This window comes from Bradyrhizobium sp. NBAIM14, from assembly GCF_020193895.1.
Taxonomy (GTDB): Bacteria; Pseudomonadota; Alphaproteobacteria; order Rhizobiales; family Xanthobacteraceae; genus Bradyrhizobium; species Bradyrhizobium yuanmingense.
Genome location: NZ_JADYVQ010000038.1, coordinates 1 through 20,761, shown reverse-complemented (window position 1 = coordinate 20,761; position 20,761 = coordinate 1). Strand labels below are relative to the sequence as shown.

The window sequence follows — 20,761 nt, the reverse complement described above, 5'->3', positions numbered from 1 at the left end:
AGGACGAGGACGGCAAGACCGCGATGGCGGTCGGCGTCGACCTACGCGGCGAATCCTATGGCCTCCTGATCGACCAGATCGGCGAGGTGCTGCGCCTGCCCGAGGACGGCAAGGAAGAAAACCCCGTCAACCTCGACCCCCGCATGGCCAAGCTCGCCGGCGGCGTCCACCGCCTCGACGGCCAGCTCATGGTCGTCCTCGACGTCGACCGCGTCCTCGAGCTCGAAACCAAGACGCAAATGGCCGCCTGAGCCAACGAAACATCGAAGCCGGAGAACAGAAATGAAGACGTGTTTGGTGGTCGATGATTCCAGCGTGGTGCGCAAGATCGCGCGCCGGATCCTGGAAGGTCTGGAGTTCGAGGTCACCGAGGCCGAAGACGGCTCGAAGGCGCTCGAGATCTGCCAGCGGCAGCTGCCCGACGCGGTGCTGCTCGACTGGAACATGCCGGTCATGGACGGCTTCGAGTTCATGGGCCACATGCGCCGCCTGCCAGGCGGCGACCAGCCGAAAGTGGTGTTCTGCACCACCGAGAACAACGTGGCTCACATCGCTCAGGCGCTCAGCGGCGGTGCCAACGAGTACATCATGAAGCCCTTCGACAAAGACATCATCGCCGACAAGTTCGCTGAAGTTGGTTTGATCCCGGTCGGACAAGTCATGGTCTGAGTGTGTCAGGCCCAAAGCGCTTGGGCCAGAGTGTTCCAGTACAGCTTTCGAGAGGCCATCCGTGACCCCGACCGAGTATGAGTACCTGCGTAAGTTCCTGAAGGATAATTCCGGTCTCGACCTGTCCGCAGACAAGCAATATCTGATCGAAAGCCGCCTATTGCCGCTGGCTCGCAAGGCCGGGCTCTCCGGCATCGCCGAACTCGTGCAGAAGCTGCAAGGCGGTTCGCGCCAGCTGATCACCGACGTGGTCGAGGCCATGACCACCAACGAGACTTTCTTCTTCCGCGACAAGGTCCCGTTCGATCATTTCCGCGACCACATCATGCCGGAGGTCATCAAGGCGCGTGCGGCCAAGCGCAGCGTGCGCATCTGGTGTGCCGCGGGCTCGACCGGGCAGGAGCCCTATTCGCTGGCGATGTGCCTGAAGGAGATGGGCGCAGCCCTCACCGGCTGGCGCGTCGAGATCATCGCGACCGACCTGTCGCAAGAGGTGCTGGAGAAGGCCAAGGCCGGCGTCTACAGCCAGTTCGAGGTGCAGCGCGGCCTGCCGATCCAGATGCTGGTGAAATATTTCAGGCAGACCGGCGAGACCTGGCAGATCAATCCCGAGTTGCGGGCGATGATCCAGCACCGCCAGCTCAACCTGCTGCACGATTTCGCCCAGCTCGGCACCTTCGACGTCATCTTCTGCCGCAACGTGCTGATCTATTTCGATCAGGACACCAAGATCAATATCTTCAACCGCCTGGCGCGCCAGATCGAGCCCGACGGCTTCCTGGTGCTCGGCGCCGCCGAGACCGTGGTTGGACTGACCGACACGTTCCGGCCGATTCCGGAGCGGCGCGGCCTCTACAAGCCGAATGATCCGCGCGCGGCCGCGGCCAAGCCGGTTCTCGCCGGTGCGGCGCCGCGCATGGCGGCGATGGCGGGACGATAATCATGGCCGAGGATGGCAAGGGCGCGGAGCGTGTGACCTTCAGCCGTGGCTATGATGTCTGCATCATGGCCATCGACGGCACCTGGCGGCGCGACTGCAAGCTCAACGCGATCTCCGACACCGACGCGGTTCTCACGGTGGAGGGCTCGATCCAGGGCTTGAACCTGAAGGAGTTCTTCCTGCTGCTGTCGTCCACGGGTCTCGCCTATCGTCGCTGCGAGCTGGTCCGTGTCAACGGCGCCGAAATGGACATCCAGTTCCTGCGCGGCAAGAACCGGAAGAAGCGCGGTGCGGCCGGTGGCCACGACGCCGCGGCCTGATCTCGCCGCCGCCGTCGCTGCGCTTTCCCGCACTTTGCTTCACATTTGCTGAACGTTTCCGAGTCAATTGCTCGCGGCAGCTTTACGCGGCTTCAGCGCGAGCCGTGTATCCATTGACGCTCTCAATCCCAGGATACGGCAATGCCCAGAAGTTCTCTTTCCCCGATCTCGTCAAACCTGCCCGACGGCGCCGAGCGGCGTGCACTTCAGCTCCTGGTGGTCGATGACGACGCCACGCAGTGCCGCCTGATCACGGTCGCGGCCAAGCAGGCGGGCCACGAGGTCACTGTGGCGCCATCGGTGGCGGACGCGATCGAGAAGCTGCGCGCCGCGCGCTTCGACTGCGTGACGCTCGATCTCGTGCTGGAGGATGGCGACGGCGTCGACGTGCTGCGCGAGATGGCGAGCGCGAAGTTTGCAGGCTCCGTGATCGTCATCAGCGGCATGGACGGCAAGCGCCGCAGTGCCGCCCGCAGCTTCGCCCGTTCGGTCGGCATCGAGCTCCAGAGCCTGCCGAAGCCGCTGGATCTCGCGGCGCTGCGTATCAGCCTCGCCAATCTCGGCAAGACCGCGATGGGCCTGCCGGCGATTCACACCTGGGGTGGTGTCGCCACCGACGCGATCGTGGAACGGCACCGTGCCTGAGCTTGCGGAGCCGCCATACGGTCAGACGCGGCTTCCGGCCGCGTTGCCGGATTCCGATAGACATTGCAGGGCGTGGCCGAGGCCCGCCCGGCAGACATTGAGGGCCGCGCTCGCGCTGGCGTAGCGGGGCGTGACGTCGTCGAGCAAGACGACATCTGCGGAACCTTCCGGATCGCTGCCGTGTTCTTGATCCATGGCTGCGGCGATCCGGCGCATGCTGGTCTCGATCTGTGCGATCAGTAAACGAAGGTCCGCCGCAATCAGCTCACGGCTCTCGACTTCGGACGTTGCGACAGGAGGCGGCGTGTCGGCCAAATTTAGCATGGATATTCTCCGTCCAATGCAATTAGGCGCCATGCCGCTACTTGTGCGTTAAGTCCATGTCCCGTACAAATACGGGTGGGCCGAATCCGCGCCGAGCGCCATAACGAATGGCGCGGACGCGAGTCCTTCATGCCAACCGGATGTGGCACATGGCCGAACAAAGCTCTCGCGGTGAAATCTTCGTGGTCGATGACGACCCTGCCGTTCGCGACACCTTGTCGATGGTGTTGAAGGCGGCGGGCTATGAAGTGATCTGTTTTGCGGACGGTGCAGCGCTGCTCTCCGTCGCGCGAAACCGCACGCCGGCTGCAATCCTGCTCGACGTGAATATTCCCGGGAAGTCGGGTCTCGACATCCTGAAGGAGCTGCACGGCGAGGATTATCCTGCGCCGATCTTCATGATCTCCGGGCAGGGCGACATCGCGATGGCGGTGGGCGCGATCAAGAGCGGCGCGCTCGACTTCATCGAGAAGCCGTTCCGCGGCAGCGAGATCGTCGGCCGTCTCGACGAGGCGATCGGTGCCTATGCACGCAGGCAGGCGGAGAACGCGTCGCCGAAATTCGGCTCGCTGCATTTCCCCGGCCGCGAGCCGCTGACGCGCAGGGAGCGCGAGGTGCTGGAGCAGTTCGCCTCCGGTGCCTCCAACAAGGAGGCCGGCCGCACGCTCGGCATCAGTCCGCGCACCATCGAGGACCACCGCGCCAACATCATGAAGAAGCTCGGCGCGCGCAATGCCGCCGACCTGATCCGCATCGTGATGACCGCGGCCCAGCGCGCGTCGTAACATGGTCTCGTGCCACGGCTCAGCAGCGCATCATGCAATGATGCGTTGCTGAGCCGGGTCCATCTCTCCTCACCGACGGTTTCGTAGCCCGGATGGAGCGCAAGCGTAATCCGGGATTTCGCGCGCCGCACGATTGTTCCCGGATTGCGCTGCGCTCCATCCGGGCTACGGGCCTTCACCCGCTCAACGCCTTGCGGATGATCCGCGCCAGATCCGATTTGCGATATGGCTTGGCCAGCAACACCACGCCGGAATCCAGCCGGCCGTGATGGATGATCGCGTTCTCGGTATAGCCTGACGTGTAGACCACCTTGAGATCCGGGCGCGTCTTCATCAGCTCGTCCGCAAGCTGCCGTCCGTTCATCTTGCCTGGCATGATGACGTCGGTGAACAGAAGGTCGAACGGCTTGCCGGCCGCGACGATCGCGAGCGCCTCCGCGGCGTTCGCGGCCTGCAACGTGACGTAACCCAGCGAATGCAACTGCGCCAGGACGTAGTCGCGCACCAGCCGGTCGTCCTCGACCACCAGGATCGTCTCGTGTCCGCCCTCGATCGTCGCCGGCGTCACGCCCTCGCCGACCGCCGTCGGCGTCTTGCCGGGCGGCAGATACATCTTGATCGTGGTGCCGTGCCCCTCCTCGCTGTAGATCTTGATGTGACCTGCGGACTGCTTGATGAAGCCGTAGACCATCGAAAGCCCGAGTCCGGTGCCCTTGCCGGGTCCCTTCGAGGTGAAGAAGGGATCGAACACCCGTGGCAGCATGTGCGCAGGGATTCCGGTGCCGGTGTCGCTCACGGCGATCAGCACGTAGTGCCCCGGGGGTACGTCGTTGGCGCTGGCATAAACCTCGTCGAGATAGGCGGCGCCAGTCTCCACGATCAGCTTGCCGCCGCCGGGCATGGCGTCGCGCGCGTTGAGCGCGAGGTTGAGGATCGCGGTGGTGAGCTGGTTGGGATCGACGATGGCAACGCAATTCTCGTCCTCGAACACCGATTCGATCTGGATCTGCTCGCCGAGCGTCGGACGCAATAACTTTGCGGTGTCGACGATCAGCGAGTTGATGTCGATCTCGCGCGGCTGGAGCGGCTGCTTGCGCGCGAAGGCGAGCAGGTGCTGGGTCAGGTCGGCGCCGCGCGCGGCGGCCTCGTCGATCATCTTGGTGATCGCCGCGAGCTGCGGCTCCTTGGCGACCGCCTCCGCGAGAATTTCGATCGTCCCGGTGATGACGGTGAGAATGTTGTTGAAGTCATGCGCCACGCCGCCGGTCAGCTGGCCGACGGCCTCCATCTTCTCGGCATGGCGGATGCGCTCCTCGGCGGCGATCTTGTCGGTGAGGTCGCGGTAGAAGACGTTGAACAGCAGGCCCTCGCGCCGCTTCAGCGCGGTGACGCTCAACTCGGCCTTGAATTCCTTGCCGTCGCGCCGGCAGCACATCAGCTCGCGGCGGCGGTTCAGCGTCCGGCCACCCTCGTCTTCGAGGAAGCGTTTCAGGCCGGCTCGGACCCGGCCACGTTCGCTCTCGGCGACAATGAGGTCGATCGTGCTCTTGCCGAGCACCTCGTCGCGGCGCCAGCCGAACAGCTGTTCCGCCTGCGAGTTCCAGTTCAGGATGCTTCCGGTCTCGTCGGTCTGGACGAAGGCGTCGAGCGAGGTCTCGACGATGTTGCGGGCGAGCCGCTCGCTCTCGAGCAGCGATTCCTGCGCGAGCCGCGCTTCCGTCATGTCGCGCCCGACGAAGAAGAAGCGCTTGGCGCGCTCGGACCAACTGCCGAGCCAGGACAGCCAGACCTCGTGCCCGTTCTTGTGGTAGCAGCGGGTGTCGGCCAGCCTGACGCGCTCGCCGTGTCGCATCGCCCGCATCTCGGCACGGGACTGCTCCAGGTGATCGGGATGGATGAAGTCGGCGCCGCTGCGGCCGATCATCTCGTCCGGCCGATAGCCGAGAATGGTCTCGCTGCTCGGGCTGATCTGCGCAACATGACCCCGCGCGTCCATGACCATGATCAGATCCTGCGACGTCTCGAAGATCTGACGCCGCTCCTCGAGTTGGTGCTGCAGCGCCCGCTCGGCGCGCCGCGCCTCGGTCAGGCTGCGCGCGCTTCCGGACGCGCCGATGATCTCGCCCGACGGTCCCTTGATCGGCGACAGGCCGAGCGAAATCTCGACCGGCGTGCCGTCCTTGCGCAGGCGGACCGTCTCGAAGCGTTCGATCGGCTCGCCCCGCGCGATCCGCCGCAGATAGTCCTTGCCCTGTTCGCGGCGGTCGGACGGGACGATGATCGAGGTGGGCTTGCCGATCGCCTCCTCCGCCGTATAGCCGTAAAGGCGTTCGGCGGCCGGATTCCAGCCGGTGATGATGGCATCGAGCGTCTGCATGACGATCGCATCGTCGGACGATTCCACCGCGGCACTGAACAGGTTCTCGCGCGCCGCGTGATGGCTCCGCGCGGCCTCGGTGCGGCGATGCTCCTCGATCTCGCGTTCGAGCGCGGCCGTTTTCGCGCGCATCTCCTCCACCATCCGCGCAAAGGCCCGGGCCAGCACGCCGGTCTCGCCGCTAGCATCGACGGGGATCTCCGCGGGACGTCCGCTGCCGATGGCCTGCACCGCCTCCGTCAGACGCCCGATCGGGCGGGTCAACGAGCGCGCCAGCAGCACCGCGAGCGCAGCCGCGGCGAGAACAGCCAGCACGCCGACGAGCAGGGACGTTTTTTGAATGGCGGCCGGCACGCGGCCGAACACGGACGGGGGAACAGTCGCGACGATGGCGACCCATTCCTTGCCCGCAAGCGATAACGGCACGAATGCCGCGCCGCTCGTCCGGCCCGCCTCGTCGGTTGTGACCCGCGTGGCCACGTCCGACGTGCCGGCCAGTTCTGACAAGAACGGAAGGTCTTTGCGCCAATCGGTCGGATGGCCCCGCGATGACCCGAACTCCCGCGTCCGGTCGGGATGGACGAGATAGTCGCCGCGCGCATTCACGACGTAGATATCTCCGCCCGAGGTTGTCGCCGCGCGGACCCGCTCGAGTGCCGGGCGCATGTCGATATTGGCCACGATGATGCCGAACGGCTTGTCGTCGGCCGTGAACAGCGGCATCGCCACGCGCAAAGTCGGCGCGTGAGGCGCCGTCGTTCCCCCCTGACGGGTCGCGAGCTCGATGGGAGACACATAGATCTCGCCGGGCCCGAGCCGTATGGTTTCCTGGAAGTAGGCGCGGCCACTCTTGCGCTCCAATTCGCTGTCCGGAGCGATCCGGGCTGCTCCGTTGGGACCCGAACGATCGACGTGGACCAGCTCGCGCTGGTCGTCGTCGACGCCGATGATCCTGAACTGCCCGTAGATGGGCTTGGCGTCGATCTCGGCCGCGAGCCGCGCCGCGATACGCTCGCGCCAGGTCTGCTCCGAAACGCCGTCCGCCGGATCGATCCCGCCGCCGGCATGAGCGCGGATCAGGCCGTTGATTGCCGCTGCGGCGCGATAGCCGACCAGATCGCCGCGTACGCCGGCAACGTAGGATTCAAGATTGGTTGCAAGCAGGCGGGATTGGGCTTCGACCCGCTCCAGCACCCGCGGAATGACGGCCTGTGTGGTGTTGCGATAGCCCAACCATCCGACTGCGGCCACGGTGACCGCAACCAGCAGGATCATCGCGAGGGCCAGCCGCGTGGCCAGCGTCGTTGCTGCTCGCATGGGGAGTTTCGCCGGACCTGCCGCAGCGCTGCGCCATTTTTGGCTTGCAGCAGAGGCGTTCTTGTCATCGGCGGCCGGAGCGGACATCGGACCCCTCTGGCGCGTCGGCCTTCAGGCAATCTGCGACCACGGCAAGCAGTGCATCGGGCCGGAACGGCTTTTGCAGGCTGGCCACGGCGCCGAGCTTGGTCGCCATCTTCAGGAAGTCCGGCTCCGCATAGGCATCCGGCGTGATCGAACGGCCGGAGATGACGACGATCGGAACGGCTGGGGCCAGCATCCGAATGTGACGCATCGTCTCCAGTCCGTCCATACCGGGCATGAAGATGTCGAGAAACAGCAGGTCGAACCGGCTGGCCTCGAACAGCGCCAGCCCCTTGCGGCCATCCTCGGCGACCGTCACGTGATGACCAGCCCGTTCCAGCAGCAGCCGGATGGTGAACTGGACGGCCGGATCGTCATCCACGATCAGGATGTTGGCCACGCCTAAAATCCTCCGGCCGCATTGGGCGTTCCAGCGGCCCCAAATCAAAGCAACAAATGCGAAATTGTTGCGCGGATTCTGGCCGCGCTGCAAGCACCTCGCGTTTGCCGCGAATGCCTTCCTGGCGTGGCGACAGACGAGGCGCTGTGGCCGGTACACACGCTTGCGTGCATATGCGATCCGGTCCGAACGCAATAAGTCGTTTCAAAGACAGGAGATATTCTTCTCGCCGTAGTTGTACGGAACCCGATCTTCACCGCGAATTAAAGAGGGCGAACTACTATCTCCGCGAGTTCCATCTCGGTACCTCGCGTATTTCAATTTCGGCATTCCTTTACCCGACGAAGCCGGTTCTCCCAAACCGGCCACCAGCTCGAGATCTCTCATGTTCAAATCGATCGCGAACACCGGAATTCGCACCCGGCTGCTCGGCGGCTTCGCGTTGATCTGCGGCCTGCTCGCAGCGACCGTCATCTACACCGTCGCCGCCGTCTCGGACATTTCGTCGCGGATCAGGACAGTCGTGGATCAACGCGCGCCGGTCGCGATCGCGAGCACGGAGCTCGTCGGCAATCTCTATTCCACGCTTTCGACGCTGCGCGGCTATCTGCTGACTGGCGATGCGCAGGGCAAGCGCGACCGGGCCGCGGTCTGGGCCGAGCTGGATCGCACGGCCGCTGCAGTCGACCGCATGGCAGAGGGCTTTTCCAGCCCCCAGAACAAGACCAATTGGAGCGAGGCCAGAACGTTGATGGCGGAATTCCGCAAGGCCCAGGACAAGGCCGAAGCGGCCGCCTTCACGCCTTCGGCCTATCCGGCGAGCGAATTGCTGGCGAAGGAAGCCGCGCCGCTGATCTCGGCCATGTTCGCCGAGATCACCGGCATGATCGACGAGGAAGAGGCGCTGGAGGCGACGCCGCCGCGCAAGCGCCTGCTCAAGACGTTTGCCGATGTGCGTGGCAATCTTGCCGCCGCGGGATCTCAATTGCGCCTGTACGTTGCCTCGGGCGAGGCGGCCGATCGTGACAAGTTCGAAAAGCCGCTGGCGACCTTCAGGGCCGCGCTTGCGTCGGTCGGTACCCAGACCGATCTGCTCACCGCACGGCAGGCGACCGCTTATCGGGCCATCGTCAAGGCGAACGAGGCGTTCATACCGCTGCCGCAGAAGATCTTCGCCATCCGCCAGACGCCGCAATGGAATATGCCGGTCTTCATCCTGTCGACCGAGGCCGCGCCGCGCGCCGCCCGGATCCTCGACCTGCTCGACGGTCGCAAGGATACCGATGGCAAGCGCTCGGGCGGTCTCAAGAGTGATCAACAATCGAAGCTCGCCGACGACGCCCGCAGTGTGGCCGACGCAGTCGAGAGATTGCTCCTGCTCCAATGGATCCTGCTCGCCGCAGCGCTTGCGCTCGGGGCAACGATTGCGATCCTGGTTGCACGCTCCATAACCCGTCCGATCATCGAGTTGGTGGGCGATTCCGCGCGCCTGTCCGGCGGCGACACCAGCGTCGAATTCAGGACGGCCGAGCGCGGCGACGAGATCGGCGTGGTGTCGCAGGCGGTAGCCAAATTCCGCGACAATGTGATTGCCCAGCAACGGGCGGCGGCGTCCCTAGCGCGCGAGGCGGAGGCACGCGAAGCGGCCAACCGCAACATGGAGGGGGCGGTCGAGGAATTTCGCGCGACCTCGCGCGACCTGCTCGCGCTGGTCGGCGAGAATGCGGGCACCATGCGGCAGACCGCAGAGAGCCTCAGCGGCATCGCCAATCATGCGACGAGCCAGGCCGCGTCCGCAGCGACCACCTCCGAACAGACCGCGGGCAACGTCCAGACCGTCGCCGCGGCGGCCGAGCAGCTCGCTGGCTCCATCGTCGAGATCGGCCGCCAGATTGAGCTGTCCAACATGACCGTGCGCTCCGCGGGCGAGGTGACCGCGCGTTCGGAGAGTGAGATCGAAGGGCTCGCGCACGCCGCACAGAGCATCAGCTCGGTGGTCGACCTGATCCAGGCGATCGCGGCCCAGACCAATCTCCTGGCACTCAACGCCACCATCGAGGCCGCGCGCGCCGGCGAGGCCGGTCGCGGTTTTGCCGTGGTGGCGTCCGAGGTCAAGGCGCTGGCCGAGCAGACCCGCAAAGCGACGCAGGAGATCGCGCAGCACATTGTCGCGATTCAGAACGCGACCGGCAGCGCGGTCGCCTCCGTCAAGGAGGTCGCGACCGCCATGCGCCGGATCGACGAAGTGACCGCGGCGATCGCAAGCGCCGTGGAAGAGCAGGGGGCCGCCACGCGCGAGATCTCGCAGAACGTTCAGATGGCGGCGTCGGGGACACAGACGTTGGCGACCAGCATCGGCACCGTCTCCGGCGCCATCGCGGAAACCAATCGCTCGGCCGACGAGGTGATGGGTGCCGCGAACCACGTCGCGGGGGCGGCCGAACGCCTCGCCGCCGAGGTCCAGGCCTTCTTCGTCAGGCTGCGCACCGGTCCGACGGACCGCGGCAAGAGTGGCGATGCCGATTACCACGGGCCGGAACGGCGCAGCGGCCGCAACGCGGCCTAAAACGGAATGGCTCGGCTAAATCGATCGTCGCGGGAGCGGCGTGGGCGGCCTTCGGCGCCCGGGTGAGGGCAGATGTAGCCGGCGCAGCCGGTCGATCTACCCGCTGCGGCTGCACGCCAGCGCCCAAAGCTCCCCTTGCCCTCCTCGGCATACCTGCAGTCTTCACAGGCCTCTTGACCGAGATCATCATCCGGCTCTTTGTCGAGCCCTGATCTTCCGCGTGATCGAGCGGAATACCATCCAGAAATGGGGCCTCATCGTGAAGAAGAAAATGCCCGACCAGCTCCGCAGCGCGCGTTGGTTCGCGCCCGACGATCTGCGCTCGTTCGGCCATCGCTCCCGCGCCATGCAGATGGGTTACGCGCCGGAGGAGTGGAAGGACCGCCCGATCATTGCGATCCTCAACACCTGGTCTGACGCGCAGCCCTGTCACATGCACTTCAAGTCGCGCGTCGAGGACGTGAAGCGCGGCATCCTGATGGCGGGGGGCCTGCCGCTGGAGCTGCCGGCGCTGTCGCTGTCGGAATCGCTGCTCAAGCCCACCACCATGCTCTATCGCAACCTGCTGGCGATGGACGCCGAGGAGCTGCTCCGCAGCCATCCCGTCGACGGCGTGGTGCTGATGGGCGGCTGCGACAAGACCACGCCGGCGCTGCTCCTGGGAGCAACCTCGATGAACATTCCGGCGATCTATCTGCCGGCAGGCCCGATGCTGCGCGGCAATTGGAAGGGCAAGACGCTGGGTTCCGGCTCCGACGGCTGGAAATATTGGGACGAGCGCCGCGCCGGAAAGATCTCGGACAAGGACTGGCTCGACATCGAGGCCGGCATCGCCCGCAGCTACGGCACCTGCATGACCATGGGCACCGCCTCGACCATGACCGCCATTGCGGAAGCGATCGGCATGACGCTGCCCGGCGCTTCCTCGATTCCCGCTGCCGATGCCAACCATATCCGCATGGCCAGCGAATGCGGCCGCCGCATCGTCGAGATGGTGTGGGAGGATCTGACGCCGAAGGTGATCCAGACCCGCAAGGCGTTCGAGAATGCCATTGCGGTCGCGATGGCGATGGGCTGCTCCACCAACGCCATCATCCATCTGATCGCGCAGGCCCGCCGCGCCGGTCAGGACATCGGCCTCGACGATTTCGAGACGGCGAGCCGCAAGGTGCCCGTCATCGCCAACGTCCGCCCGAGCGGCGATGCGTACCTGATGGAGGACTTCTTCTACGCCGGCGGCCTGCCGGCGTTGATGTGCCAGATCAAGCCGCATCTGCATCTCGATTGCGTCACGGTCACAGGCAAGACGCTGGCTGAGAACATCGAGGGGGCCGAGGTCTACAATGCCGACGTGATCCGCGGCATCGACAATCCCATCTACAAGGAGGGCGCGCTCGCCGTGCTCAAGGGCAATCTCGCGCCCGACGGCTGCGTCATAAAACCCTCCGCCTGCGCGCCGCGCTTCCTCAAGCACACCGGCCCCGCGCTGGTGTTCGACGATTATCCCTCCATGAAGAAGGCGGTCGACGATCCCGATCTCGACGTCACCGAGGATCACATCCTGATCCTGCGCAATGCGGGTCCGCAGGGCGGACCGGGCATGCCGGAATGGGGCATGCTGCCGATCCCGACCAAGCTCGTGAAGCAGGGCGTGCGCGACATGGTGCGCATCTCGGATGCGCGCATGAGCGGCACCAGCTACGGCGCCTGCATCCTGCACGTCTCGCCGGAATCCTATATCGGTGGCCCGCTGGCGCTGGTGCAGAACGGCGACCGCATCACGCTCGATGTCGCTGCGCGCACCATCAATCTCGATGTGAGCGAGGCCGAGCTCGCAAAACGCCGCGCCGCCTGGAAGCAGCCCGCGCGGCGCTTCGAGCGCGGCTATGGCTGGATGTTCACCAAGCACATCAAGCAGGCCAATGACGGCTGCGACTTCGACTTCCTGGAGACCGATTTCGGCGCGCCGATCGGCGAGCCGTCCATCTACTAGCACCTGTCATTCCGGGACATCGCGAAGCGATGGCCGGAATCCATAACCACGATAGGGAGTATGGATTCCGGGCTCGCGCCAAGTGGCGCGCCCCGGAATGACGAACGAGAGAGAGAGCACGACATGACCAAACTTTCCGAAGCCACCCGCACAAAACTCAAATCCGTCTCCACCGCCACCGTCGCGACCGCCTTGTTCAAGCGCGGCCTGCGCATCCAGATGATCCAGGACGTCCGCCCCTTGAGCCCGGACCAGCCGACCATGGTCGGCGAGGCCTTCACGCTGCGCTACATGCCGGCGCGCGAGGATCTCAACACTATCGACGTTTTCAGGGACCGCTCCCATCCGCAGCGCAAAGCGGTCGAGGATTGCCCACCGGGCGCGGTGCTGGTGATGGACAGCCGCAAGGATGCGCGCGCGGCTTCGGCCGGCGCGATCCTGGTGACGCGGCTGATGAAGCGCGGCGTCGCCGGCGTCGTCACCGACGGCGGCTTTCGCGACTCCGCCGAGATCGCAAGGCTCGGCTTTCCCGCCTTCCACCACCGTCCCTCGGCGCCGACCAATTTGACGCTGCATCAGGCGATCGAGATCAACGTGCCGATCGGCTGCGGCGATGCGCCGGTGTTTCCCGGCGACGTCATCCTTGGCGACGCCGACGGCGTCATCGTGATCCCCGCGCATTTGGCAGACGAGATCGCCAACGAAACCTTCGAGATGACCGCGTTCGAGGATTTCGTCACCGAGGAAGTCGGCAAGGGCCGCGGCATCTTCGGTCTCTATCCCGCCACCGATCCGCAGACGCTCACCGATTTCGCGGAATGGCGCAAGAAGAACGGGCGGTAGCGCTCTCGTAGCCTGGATGGAGCGGAGCGTAATCCGGGAACAGTGTTGATCTCTGCGCGAATCCCGGATTGCTCTCCGCTCCATCCGGGCTACGACGTCACGCCTCCGCCATCCCCGCTGCCCACAGCGCGAACGCGTACACGATCGCGACTTCGTCGAGCCGGTCGAAGCGGCCCGAGGCGCCGCCGTGGCCGGCGCCCATGTTGGTGCGGAGCAGGACCGGGCCGCCCCCACGCATGGTTGCGCGCAGGCGCGCGATCCATTTGGCGGGCTCCCAGTAAGTGACCCGGGGATCAGTAAGCCCGCCCATCGCCAGGATCGCCGGATACTCCTTTGCCGCGACGTTGTCGTAAGGCGAGTACGACAGGATGGTGCGGAAATCCTTCTCGCTCTCGATCGGGTTGCCCCATTCCGGCCATTCCGGCGGCGTCAGCGGCAGCGTGTCGTCGAGCATGGTGTTGAGCACGTCGACGAACGGCACCTCTGCGACGATACCGGCGAACAATTCGCCGGCGCGGTTGGCGACCGCGCCCATCAGCATGCCGCCGGCCGAGCCGCCATGGCCGACGATGCGCTTGGCGCTGGTGTATTTTGTATCGATCAGCGCGCGGGCGCTGGCGGCGAAATCGTCGAACGAGTTCGTCTTCTTCTCGCGCTTGCCGTCGAGGTACCAGCCCCAGCCCTTGTCGGCGCCGCCGCGGATATGGGCGATGGCATAGACGAAGCCGCGGTCGACCAGCGACAGGCGGTTGGCGCTGAACGAGGCCGGCATGGCCATGCCGTAGGAGCCGTAGCCGTAGAGTAACAGCGGCGCTGCGCCGTCGAGCTTCAGTCCGCGGCGATAGAGGATCGAGACCGGCACCTCGGTGCCGTCATACGATTTCGCCATGATGCGCGTCGTGACGTAGTCGGCCGGGTCGTGACCGGACGGAATCTCCTGCCGCTTGCGCAAGACGCGCGTGCGCTTGACCATGTCGTAGTCATAAATTTCCGACGGCGTCGTCATCGACGAATAGGAAAAGCGCAGTGTCGTCGTTGCGAATTCGTAGGAGCCCATCGTGTCGAGCGAGTAGGCAGCCTCGTCGAAAGCGATGGCATGTTCCTCGCTCGTCGAAAGATCGCGGATCACGACCGAGGGCAGCGCATTGGCGCGCTCCAGCCGCACCAGATGGCCGGCATAGAGATCGAGGTCGATGATGTAGATGCCGGGCCGATACGGAATTAGATCGCGCCAGTTCTTGCGCTCGGGCTGGCTAAGCGGCGTGGTGACGATCTTGAAGTCGATGGCATCGTCGGCATTGGTGAGGATGAAAAGTTCGTCGCCGCGGTCGGCGAGCGAATATTGCACGCCCTCCTCGCGCGTAGCGACCAGGCGCGGCGGCGCCTCGGGATTGGCGAGATCGATCAGCCGCTGCTCACTGGTCTCGTGATCGCCGCCGGCGATGACGCAGAAGCGGCCGCTGGTGCTTTCATGCAGGTGGGTGAACCAGCCGGCATCCTGCTCCTCATAGACCAGCGTGTCGTCTGCCTGCTTGGTGCCGAGCTTGTGCCGCCACACCTGCATCGGGCGGTGATTGTCGTCGAGCTTCACATAGAAGAAGCTCTTGCAGTCCGCAGCCCAGACCACGCCGCCGTCGGTCTCCTCGACGAGATCGTCGAGGTCCTTTCCCGTCGCCCAGTCGCGGACGCGAATGGAGAAATACTCGGAGCCTTTGGTGTCGGCGCTCCAGGCCTGCAGCTTGTGATCGTAGGAGTGGCGGCTGCCGCCGAACTTGAAATATTGGTGGTCCTTGGCGAGCGCGTCGCCATCGAGCACGATCTGGCCGTCGCCGCCGTCGCGCGGCATGCGCCCGAACAGCTCGTGCTGCCCGCCCTCGCGAAACCTGCGGAAATAGGCGAACGGCCCATCCGGTGACGGCACGCTGGAATCGTCCTCCTTGATCCGCCCGCGCATCTCGCGCACCAGCGTCTTCTGCAGGCCCGAGGTGTGGCCGAGCAGGCTCTCGGTGTAGGTGTTCTCCTCGTCGAGATATTTGCGGATGTCAGGATCGAGCACGGCGGGATCGCGCAGCACCTCCTGCCAGTTCGCGTCCTTCAGCCAGGCATAATCGTCAGTCACGGTGATGCCGTGCCGCGTGAAGGAATGCGGCCGGCGCGGGGCGACGGGGGGCTTCGAAGGCGTCTTGGCTTGGGTCACTCGGTCCTCATCAACTACGTGTCGCGGCGTCGCCTTCTTAACCTCTCCCCGCCTGCGGGGAGAGGTCGGAATTTGCGAGAGCAAATTCCGGGTGGGGGGGTACAGGCCCCTCGACAGATCTCGCCTGCGGAGACGGGCCCCTCACCCCGACCCTCTCAGGGCGAGCGCAGCTCGTCCCGACCCCGTAAGAACGGGGAGAGGGAGAAGGCGCGTTCCCTTATATCGTTCCGATTCCGCGGATTGCCAGCACGACCGCCCATGCTGCCGGGTTGTTGATCGGCCCCTTGTGTGCTTTGAGGGGCAATATCCCGCCGCCGGTCCAGCCCGATGCTGTTCAATTCCTATGCGTTCATCCTGCTGTTCCTGCCGGTCGTGCTCGCCGGCTATTTCCGGCTCGGCCGGCGCAGCAATCTGGCTCCGGTGGTCTGGCTGGCGCTGGCTTCGATCACCTTCTACGCGATCGGCAGCTGGCAGTTCGTCGCCCTTCTGCTGCTCTCGATCGCCTTCAACTACGGCGTCGGCCATCTTCTCATCGTGGCGGAGCTCACGCACCCGCAACGAAAGGCCGCTCTCGCTGTCGGCCTCGTCGGCGATCTCCTCATGCTCGGCATCTTCAAATATGCCGGCTTCGTCGCCGAGAACGTCAACGCGCTGCTCGGCACGCATGTCGCGCTCCACATCCTGCTCCCGGTCGGCATCTCCTTCTACACCTTCACCCAGATCGCGTTCCTGGTCGACGCTTATCGCGGCCAGGTCGCGGCCTATGCGCTGCCGCATTACGCGCTGTTCGTGACGTACTTCCCGCATCTGATCGCGGGGCCCATCCTCCATCACAAGGACATGATCCCGCAATTCGAGCACGAGGACACCAAGCGCCCGGACGGGCATCTCATGTTGTGCGGTGTCATCATCTTCGCGATCGGCCTGTTCAAGAAGACCTGCCTTGCCGACGGCATCCAGCCGCTGGTCGCGCTCGCTTTCGAGGCGCGCTCGCCGAGCTTCGACCAGGCCTGGCTTGGCGCGCTCGCCTACACCTTCCAGCTCTATTTCGACTTCTCCGGCTATTCCGACATGGCGATCGGCATCTCGCTGCTGTTCGGCATCTTCCTGCCCGTCAATTTCAACTCGCCCTACAAGGCCACCAGCATCGTCGAGTTCTGGCGGCGCTGGCACATGACGCTGTCGCAATTCCTGCGCGACTATCTTTACATCCCGCTCGGCGGCAACCGCAGAGGCCGCGTGCTGCGCTACGTCAATCTGATGATCACGATGCTGCTCGGCGGGCTCTGGCACGGCGCGGCCTGGACTTTTGTCATTTGGGGCGCGCTGCATGGCGCCTATCTCTGCGTCAATCATGCCTTCAATGCCTTGGTGCCGAACGGTCCGCCGCTGATTGCACGCCCAGCTCGCATCGCCGGCGCCGTGCTGACCTTCCTCGCTGTCGTCATCGCCTGGGTGTTCTTCCGTGCCGAGAGCGTCGCCTGGGCATTGCGGGTGCTCCACGCCATGGCTGCCCCTTCGAACCTCGTGCTCGGCCGCGAGGAGATCGCGGCCCTGGTGCAAATCGCGATCTATGCGGCGCTGGTGTGGCTGGCGCCGAACACACAAGCGCTGATGGAATACGACCACGGCAACCGCGAGGTCGGCGCGGCCTTGCGGGCAGGGCGCACGCGGCCGTTGGTGCTCTATGCGGCCTCGCTGCTGCTCGCCTTCGGCTTCCTGGGCATCCAGAGCCACAGCGAATTCATCTATTTCCGATTCTGATGCAGGGCGCATTCACCAATCTCGGGCGTCTTCTGCTGGCGAGCGTGGCCTGCGTACTGAGCGCCGCGGCGCTCACCTTCATCGTCGATCCCCTGCAGCTGTTCCGCCCCTCGCGCCTTGTCCCGGCCTTCTACTCGGAGGACACGCGCGTGCAGAATGCCGGGCTGATCAGCAGCCAGCCGTTCGACACCGCCTTCATGGGCACCTCGCTTGCGATCCATTTCCGCCAGAGCGACATCGATCGCGCGCTTCGTGTCCGCTCGCTCAAGCTGGCGATGACCGGCTCCAACTCGCGTCAGCAGGCCTTCGTGCTGGAGCAGGCGATCGACCGCGGCGCAAGGCGCGTGATCTGGGAAATGGACGATTTCATCTTCATCGATGCCGCGGACATCGAGACCGACCCTTATTTGTCCGTCGATCTTTATCGCCGAACCGCCAAGGGCATCGCCTCCTATCTGTTCAGCGCGGCGATGGCGAAGGAATCGGTGTTCGCGCTGCTGCGGTCCGTCCCGCTGCTGCGGGAGCCGCTGACCCGGGCGTCGCCTTATCTGCCGGTCAAGTTCGCGCTGGCGGACATCGACGACATCTACGCCCTGCCGCGTGATTTCGACGTCGCGCGAGACTACAACGCCAGAAAGACGCTCGCCGCCTTCACCTACATCACTGATCCCGTGCGCCGTCGCTTCCTCGGCGAAGGCTACAGCTACGAAGCCATGGTCCGGCATTTCGAGCACGACGCCGTCGGCCTGATCGCGCGCCACCCCGACGTGACCTTCGACATCTACCTCCCGCCCTATTCGATCCTGCAATTCGTCGCGATGCGCGATGCCTCGCCCGAAACTCTGAAGATCGTCACCGATCTCACGGCACACATTGCGCGGCGATTGACGCAACTGCCCAACGTCCGCCTGCACGATTTCCGCGCGATCAAGGCCGTCACGCACGATCTTAACAATTACAGCGACGTCATCCACCATTCGCCGGTGATCGATGCGAAGGTGCTGAGATGGCTTGCGAGCGGGGAGCACCGCGTCGACCCGAAAGCGCCGCTCGCGTCGCTGAATGAGCTGAAGGCGCAGGTGGAGGCGTATCGGGTGGAGCGCTGATCTTCCCCTCTCCCCTTGTGGGAGAGGGTGGCTCGCCGCGCAGCGGCGAGACGGGTGAGGGGACCTATCCGCGAGTCCTGGCAGTCGGGAATCGCGGATAGAACCCCTCATCCGGCGCTTCGCGCCACCTTCTCCCACAAGGGGAAAAGGAAGAGGCGCGCGCGCGACTTACACCGCCACCTCTTCCCCGAGATACGCGACCGCCGCCTCCAGCCCGCCCTTGCCGTGCGGGATCTTCAGCGCGTTCAGCCCGACCTCAATCACCCCGAGCGTGCCGAGCAGCATCGGCGCATTGACATGGCCCATATGGGCGATGCGGAAGGCTTGGCCGGAGAGATCGCCGATGCCGGTGCCGAGCACGACGCCGCACTTGTCCTTGCAATAGCGTTGCAGCACCGCCGGATCGTGGCCGTTGCTCATCGTCACCGTGGTCACGGTGTTGGAGCGCTCGCTGGCTTCGGCCACGTTGAATCCGAGTACCTGGCCTTCCGACCAGACCGAGACCGCGCGGCGGGCGGCTTCGCCGAGCAGGCTGTGGCGGCGGAAGGCGTTCTCCAGGCCTTCCTCGTGCAGCATGTCGATCGCTTTGCGCAACGCGAACAGCAGATGCACCGGCGCGGTGCCGGCATATTTGCGATAATTCTCGGTGCCCTCGCGCTCGCTCCAGCTCCAATAGGGCGTCGACATGTTGGCCTTCTTGTGCACCTCGAGCGCGCGCGCATTGGCGGCGACGAAGCCGAGGCCGGGCGGCGTCATCAGGCCCTTCTGCGAGCCGGACATCGCAACGTCGATGCCCCATTTGTCCATCTCGAACGGCATGCAGCCGAGCGAGGCGACGGTATCGACCATGTAGAGCGCGGGATGGCCGCTCGCCTTGATCGCCTTGCCGATCGCCTCGATGTCGTTCTGCACGCCGGAGGCCGTGTCGACCTGGACCACGACGACGGCCTTGATGCTGTGCTCCTTGTCGCGGCGCAGGCGTTCCTCGACCTCGTGCGGCCGCACCGCGCGGCGCCAATCGCCCTTGAGCACCTCGACCTCGGCGCCCATCAGCGCCGCCGCGTTGCCCCACCCGATCGCGAACCGACCGCTCTCCAGCACCAGCACCTTGTCACCGCGCGACAGGACGTTGCTCAGCGCCGCTTCCCAGGCGCCGTGACCGTTGGCGATGTAGATGTAGGACTTGCCCTTGGTCGCGAACAGCTTGGAGATGTCGCTGAGCAGGCTCTCGGTGAGATCCAGCATCTCCTGGGAGTAGATGTCGATCGCCGGACGGTGCATCGCCCGCAGCACCTCGTCGGGCATCGTGGTGGGCCCGGGGATGGCCAGAAACTCCCGGCCCGCGCGAACGGTCATTGCTGTCGGTCCTTATTGCCTGAGAACAGGATGGTGGGTCGCTGAATCATGCTTTTACGTGCCGGCGCGTCCCGAGAAAAGCGCGCAAAATGCAGGGCTGGGTTATCGCTTCGTCTCCCGGCAACCGGCCGCTTCGGCCTCCTCGACCGAGCAGAACCAGCGGGTGCCCTTGCTGATCTTCATCCTGATCTGCGTGTACCAGCGGCTGGTCGGCTGGTGAAAGATGCACTCCCCGGAGCTGTTGACGTTGCCCTTGATGGTGCAGTCCGGCGACGGCGCGACCGGCCCCGAGGCCGAAGCGAGCAGCACCGCGTGCGCGCCGTCAGGCGGCTTGGTCGCGCCGAGGATCGCGGTCTTCTTGTTGCGGACGCGCCAGTCCCACGGCGCGATGAAGGCGCCCTGCCACATCCCTGCCTTGGCCTCCCGCGCGGCCTTTTCATCGGCTTCATAGTCGCGGGACATGTGGGCGTAGGCCAGCGCCCAGCCGTTGCGCACCAGCCATTTCTGGATGTCCTCGCCGCCGACCTCGCAGCGCGCCACGGTGCGGCCGCGCCGGTCGACCGATCTCGGGCGGCAGACCCAAGTCTTGCCCTCGGCGTATCTGGCGAGCTCATCGCGGGCCGCGACGCCGCAAGTCCAGCGCTCGGACTTGGTGTTAAGGCAGAGCTGGTCGATTGCAGGCGCGTCGATGCCGCCGAGCCGGATCCGCGTGGTGCCGATCACCACCGCATCGCCAGCGCGGACCTTTGCCGTGCCGGTGATCTCGGCGGCATCCGCCAGCGAAGGGATGGCGAACAAAGACAGCGCAATCAGGACCTTTCGCAACATGCCCGTCCAGTTGTGATGAAAATCTCGATAGACGGCGCAATTGTGGTCGGCTTTTGGCCGCGCGGCCAGCGCATGCCGAACAGATAGGCTTTCAACTTCCTGTCATTTTGCGACAGTCTCGTAGCAACCATTAAGTTGCGGCGGTATTTTCACGCCAGGGCGTACCTCGGGCAACAACGGTGTTGGCGTAGATAAGGAGCTTCCTGGCGCAAGCGATCAGGGCGACGCTGTGCGCTTTTCCTGCGGC

At 65.1% G+C, this 20,761-nt stretch carries 17 protein-coding genes; 11 read left to right on the top strand and 6 right to left on the bottom strand.

Annotation, left to right across the window (positions count from 1 at the left end; genetic code table 11):
• The 5 genes from I6F28_RS36280 to I6F28_RS36260 form a co-directional block, all read left to right on the top strand.
• The coding region (locus I6F28_RS36280; protein ID WP_225143741.1) for a chemotaxis protein CheW at positions 1-251 on the top strand (251 nt) is incomplete at its 5' end.
• A gap of 31 nt (positions 252-282) precedes the next feature.
• Positions 283-669: a response regulator gene (locus I6F28_RS36275; protein ID WP_036015905.1), complete on the top strand. Its 387-nt coding sequence runs from the start codon at positions 283-285 to the stop codon at positions 667-669.
• A gap of 61 nt (positions 670-730) precedes the next feature.
• Positions 731-1,609 (top strand): CheR family methyltransferase, encoded by an 879-nt coding sequence (locus I6F28_RS36270; protein WP_036015907.1) that lies wholly within the window; start codon positions 731-733, stop codon positions 1,607-1,609.
• 2 nt (positions 1,610-1,611) lie between these two features.
• Entirely contained in the window at positions 1,612-1,929 is a 318-nt protein-coding gene (locus tag I6F28_RS36265; RefSeq protein WP_036015908.1) for a hypothetical protein, read from the top strand.
• 141 nt (positions 1,930-2,070) lie between these two features.
• Positions 2,071-2,574, top strand: a complete 504-nt coding sequence (locus I6F28_RS36260; protein ID WP_225143740.1) for a response regulator — start codon at positions 2,071-2,073, stop codon at positions 2,572-2,574.
• Between the two features lie 21 nt (positions 2,575-2,595).
• On the opposite strand, the gene I6F28_RS36255 is transcribed toward I6F28_RS36260, so the two are convergent.
• The gene (locus tag I6F28_RS36255; protein ID WP_036015912.1) at positions 2,596-2,898 is read right to left on the bottom strand and encodes a hypothetical protein; all 303 of its coding nucleotides are present in this window, start codon (positions 2,896-2,898) and stop codon (positions 2,596-2,598) included.
• A 149-nt stretch (positions 2,899-3,047) separates the two neighbouring features.
• Here I6F28_RS36255 and I6F28_RS36250 point away from each other — a divergent pair, with 149 nt between their 5' ends.
• Entirely contained in the window at positions 3,048-3,683 is a 636-nt protein-coding gene (locus tag I6F28_RS36250) for a response regulator transcription factor (protein ID WP_026202588.1), read from the top strand.
• A 175-nt stretch (positions 3,684-3,858) separates the two neighbouring features.
• Here the strand turns inward: I6F28_RS36250 and I6F28_RS36245 are convergent, their stop codons facing one another.
• Together I6F28_RS36245 and I6F28_RS36240 are read right to left on the bottom strand one after the other, a co-directional pair.
• Positions 3,859-7,377, bottom strand: coding sequence for a PAS domain S-box protein (locus tag I6F28_RS36245; RefSeq protein ID WP_524536130.1), 3,519 nt, complete (start codon positions 7,375-7,377; stop codon positions 3,859-3,861).
• Between the two features lie 64 nt (positions 7,378-7,441).
• Positions 7,442-7,861, bottom strand: coding sequence for a response regulator (locus I6F28_RS36240; protein ID WP_036015915.1), 420 nt, complete (start codon positions 7,859-7,861; stop codon positions 7,442-7,444).
• 385 nt (positions 7,862-8,246) lie between these two features.
• Between I6F28_RS36240 and I6F28_RS36235 the strand changes: the two genes are divergently transcribed.
• The 3 genes from I6F28_RS36235 to I6F28_RS36225 all read left to right on the top strand — a co-directional run bounded on the left by I6F28_RS36235 (position 8,247) and on the right by I6F28_RS36225 (position 13,263).
• Positions 8,247-10,427: a HAMP domain-containing methyl-accepting chemotaxis protein gene (locus I6F28_RS36235; RefSeq protein WP_225143736.1), complete on the top strand. Its 2,181-nt coding sequence runs from the start codon at positions 8,247-8,249 to the stop codon at positions 10,425-10,427.
• Between the two features lie 271 nt (positions 10,428-10,698).
• Positions 10,699-12,420, top strand: a complete 1,722-nt coding sequence (gene araD, locus I6F28_RS36230; RefSeq protein WP_225143743.1) for an L-arabinonate dehydratase — start codon at positions 10,699-10,701, stop codon at positions 12,418-12,420.
• A gap of 123 nt (positions 12,421-12,543) precedes the next feature.
• On the top strand, positions 12,544-13,263 hold the full coding sequence (locus I6F28_RS36225; RefSeq protein ID WP_225114575.1) for a ribonuclease activity regulator RraA: 720 nt from the start codon (positions 12,544-12,546) through the stop codon (positions 13,261-13,263).
• A gap of 97 nt (positions 13,264-13,360) precedes the next feature.
• Here the strand turns inward: I6F28_RS36225 and I6F28_RS36220 are convergent, their stop codons facing one another.
• A complete protein-coding gene (locus I6F28_RS36220) occupies positions 13,361-15,460 on the bottom strand; it encodes a S9 family peptidase (protein WP_225143734.1) in 2,100 nt (699 codons plus the stop codon).
• 327 nt (positions 15,461-15,787) lie between these two features.
• On the opposite strand from I6F28_RS36220, the gene I6F28_RS36215 reads away from it, so the two are divergent.
• On the top strand, positions 15,788-17,224 hold the full coding sequence (locus I6F28_RS36215) for an MBOAT family O-acyltransferase (RefSeq protein ID WP_225143732.1): 1,437 nt from the start codon (positions 15,788-15,790) through the stop codon (positions 17,222-17,224).
• Entirely contained in the window at positions 17,224-18,330 is a 1,107-nt protein-coding gene (locus I6F28_RS36210; RefSeq protein ID WP_225143730.1) for a hypothetical protein, read from the top strand. Before I6F28_RS36215 ends, I6F28_RS36210 begins: the two co-directional genes overlap by 1 nt.
• Positions 18,331-18,498: 168 nt before the next feature.
• Here the strand turns inward: I6F28_RS36210 and I6F28_RS36205 are convergent, their stop codons facing one another.
• Entirely contained in the window at positions 18,499-19,686 is a 1,188-nt protein-coding gene (locus I6F28_RS36205; protein ID WP_036015923.1) for a pyridoxal-phosphate-dependent aminotransferase family protein, read from the bottom strand.
• 102 nt (positions 19,687-19,788) lie between these two features.
• On the bottom strand, positions 19,789-20,514 hold the full coding sequence (locus I6F28_RS36200) for a thermonuclease family protein (RefSeq protein WP_036015924.1): 726 nt from the start codon (positions 20,512-20,514) through the stop codon (positions 19,789-19,791).
• Between the last annotated feature and the right edge of the window lie 247 nt (positions 20,515-20,761).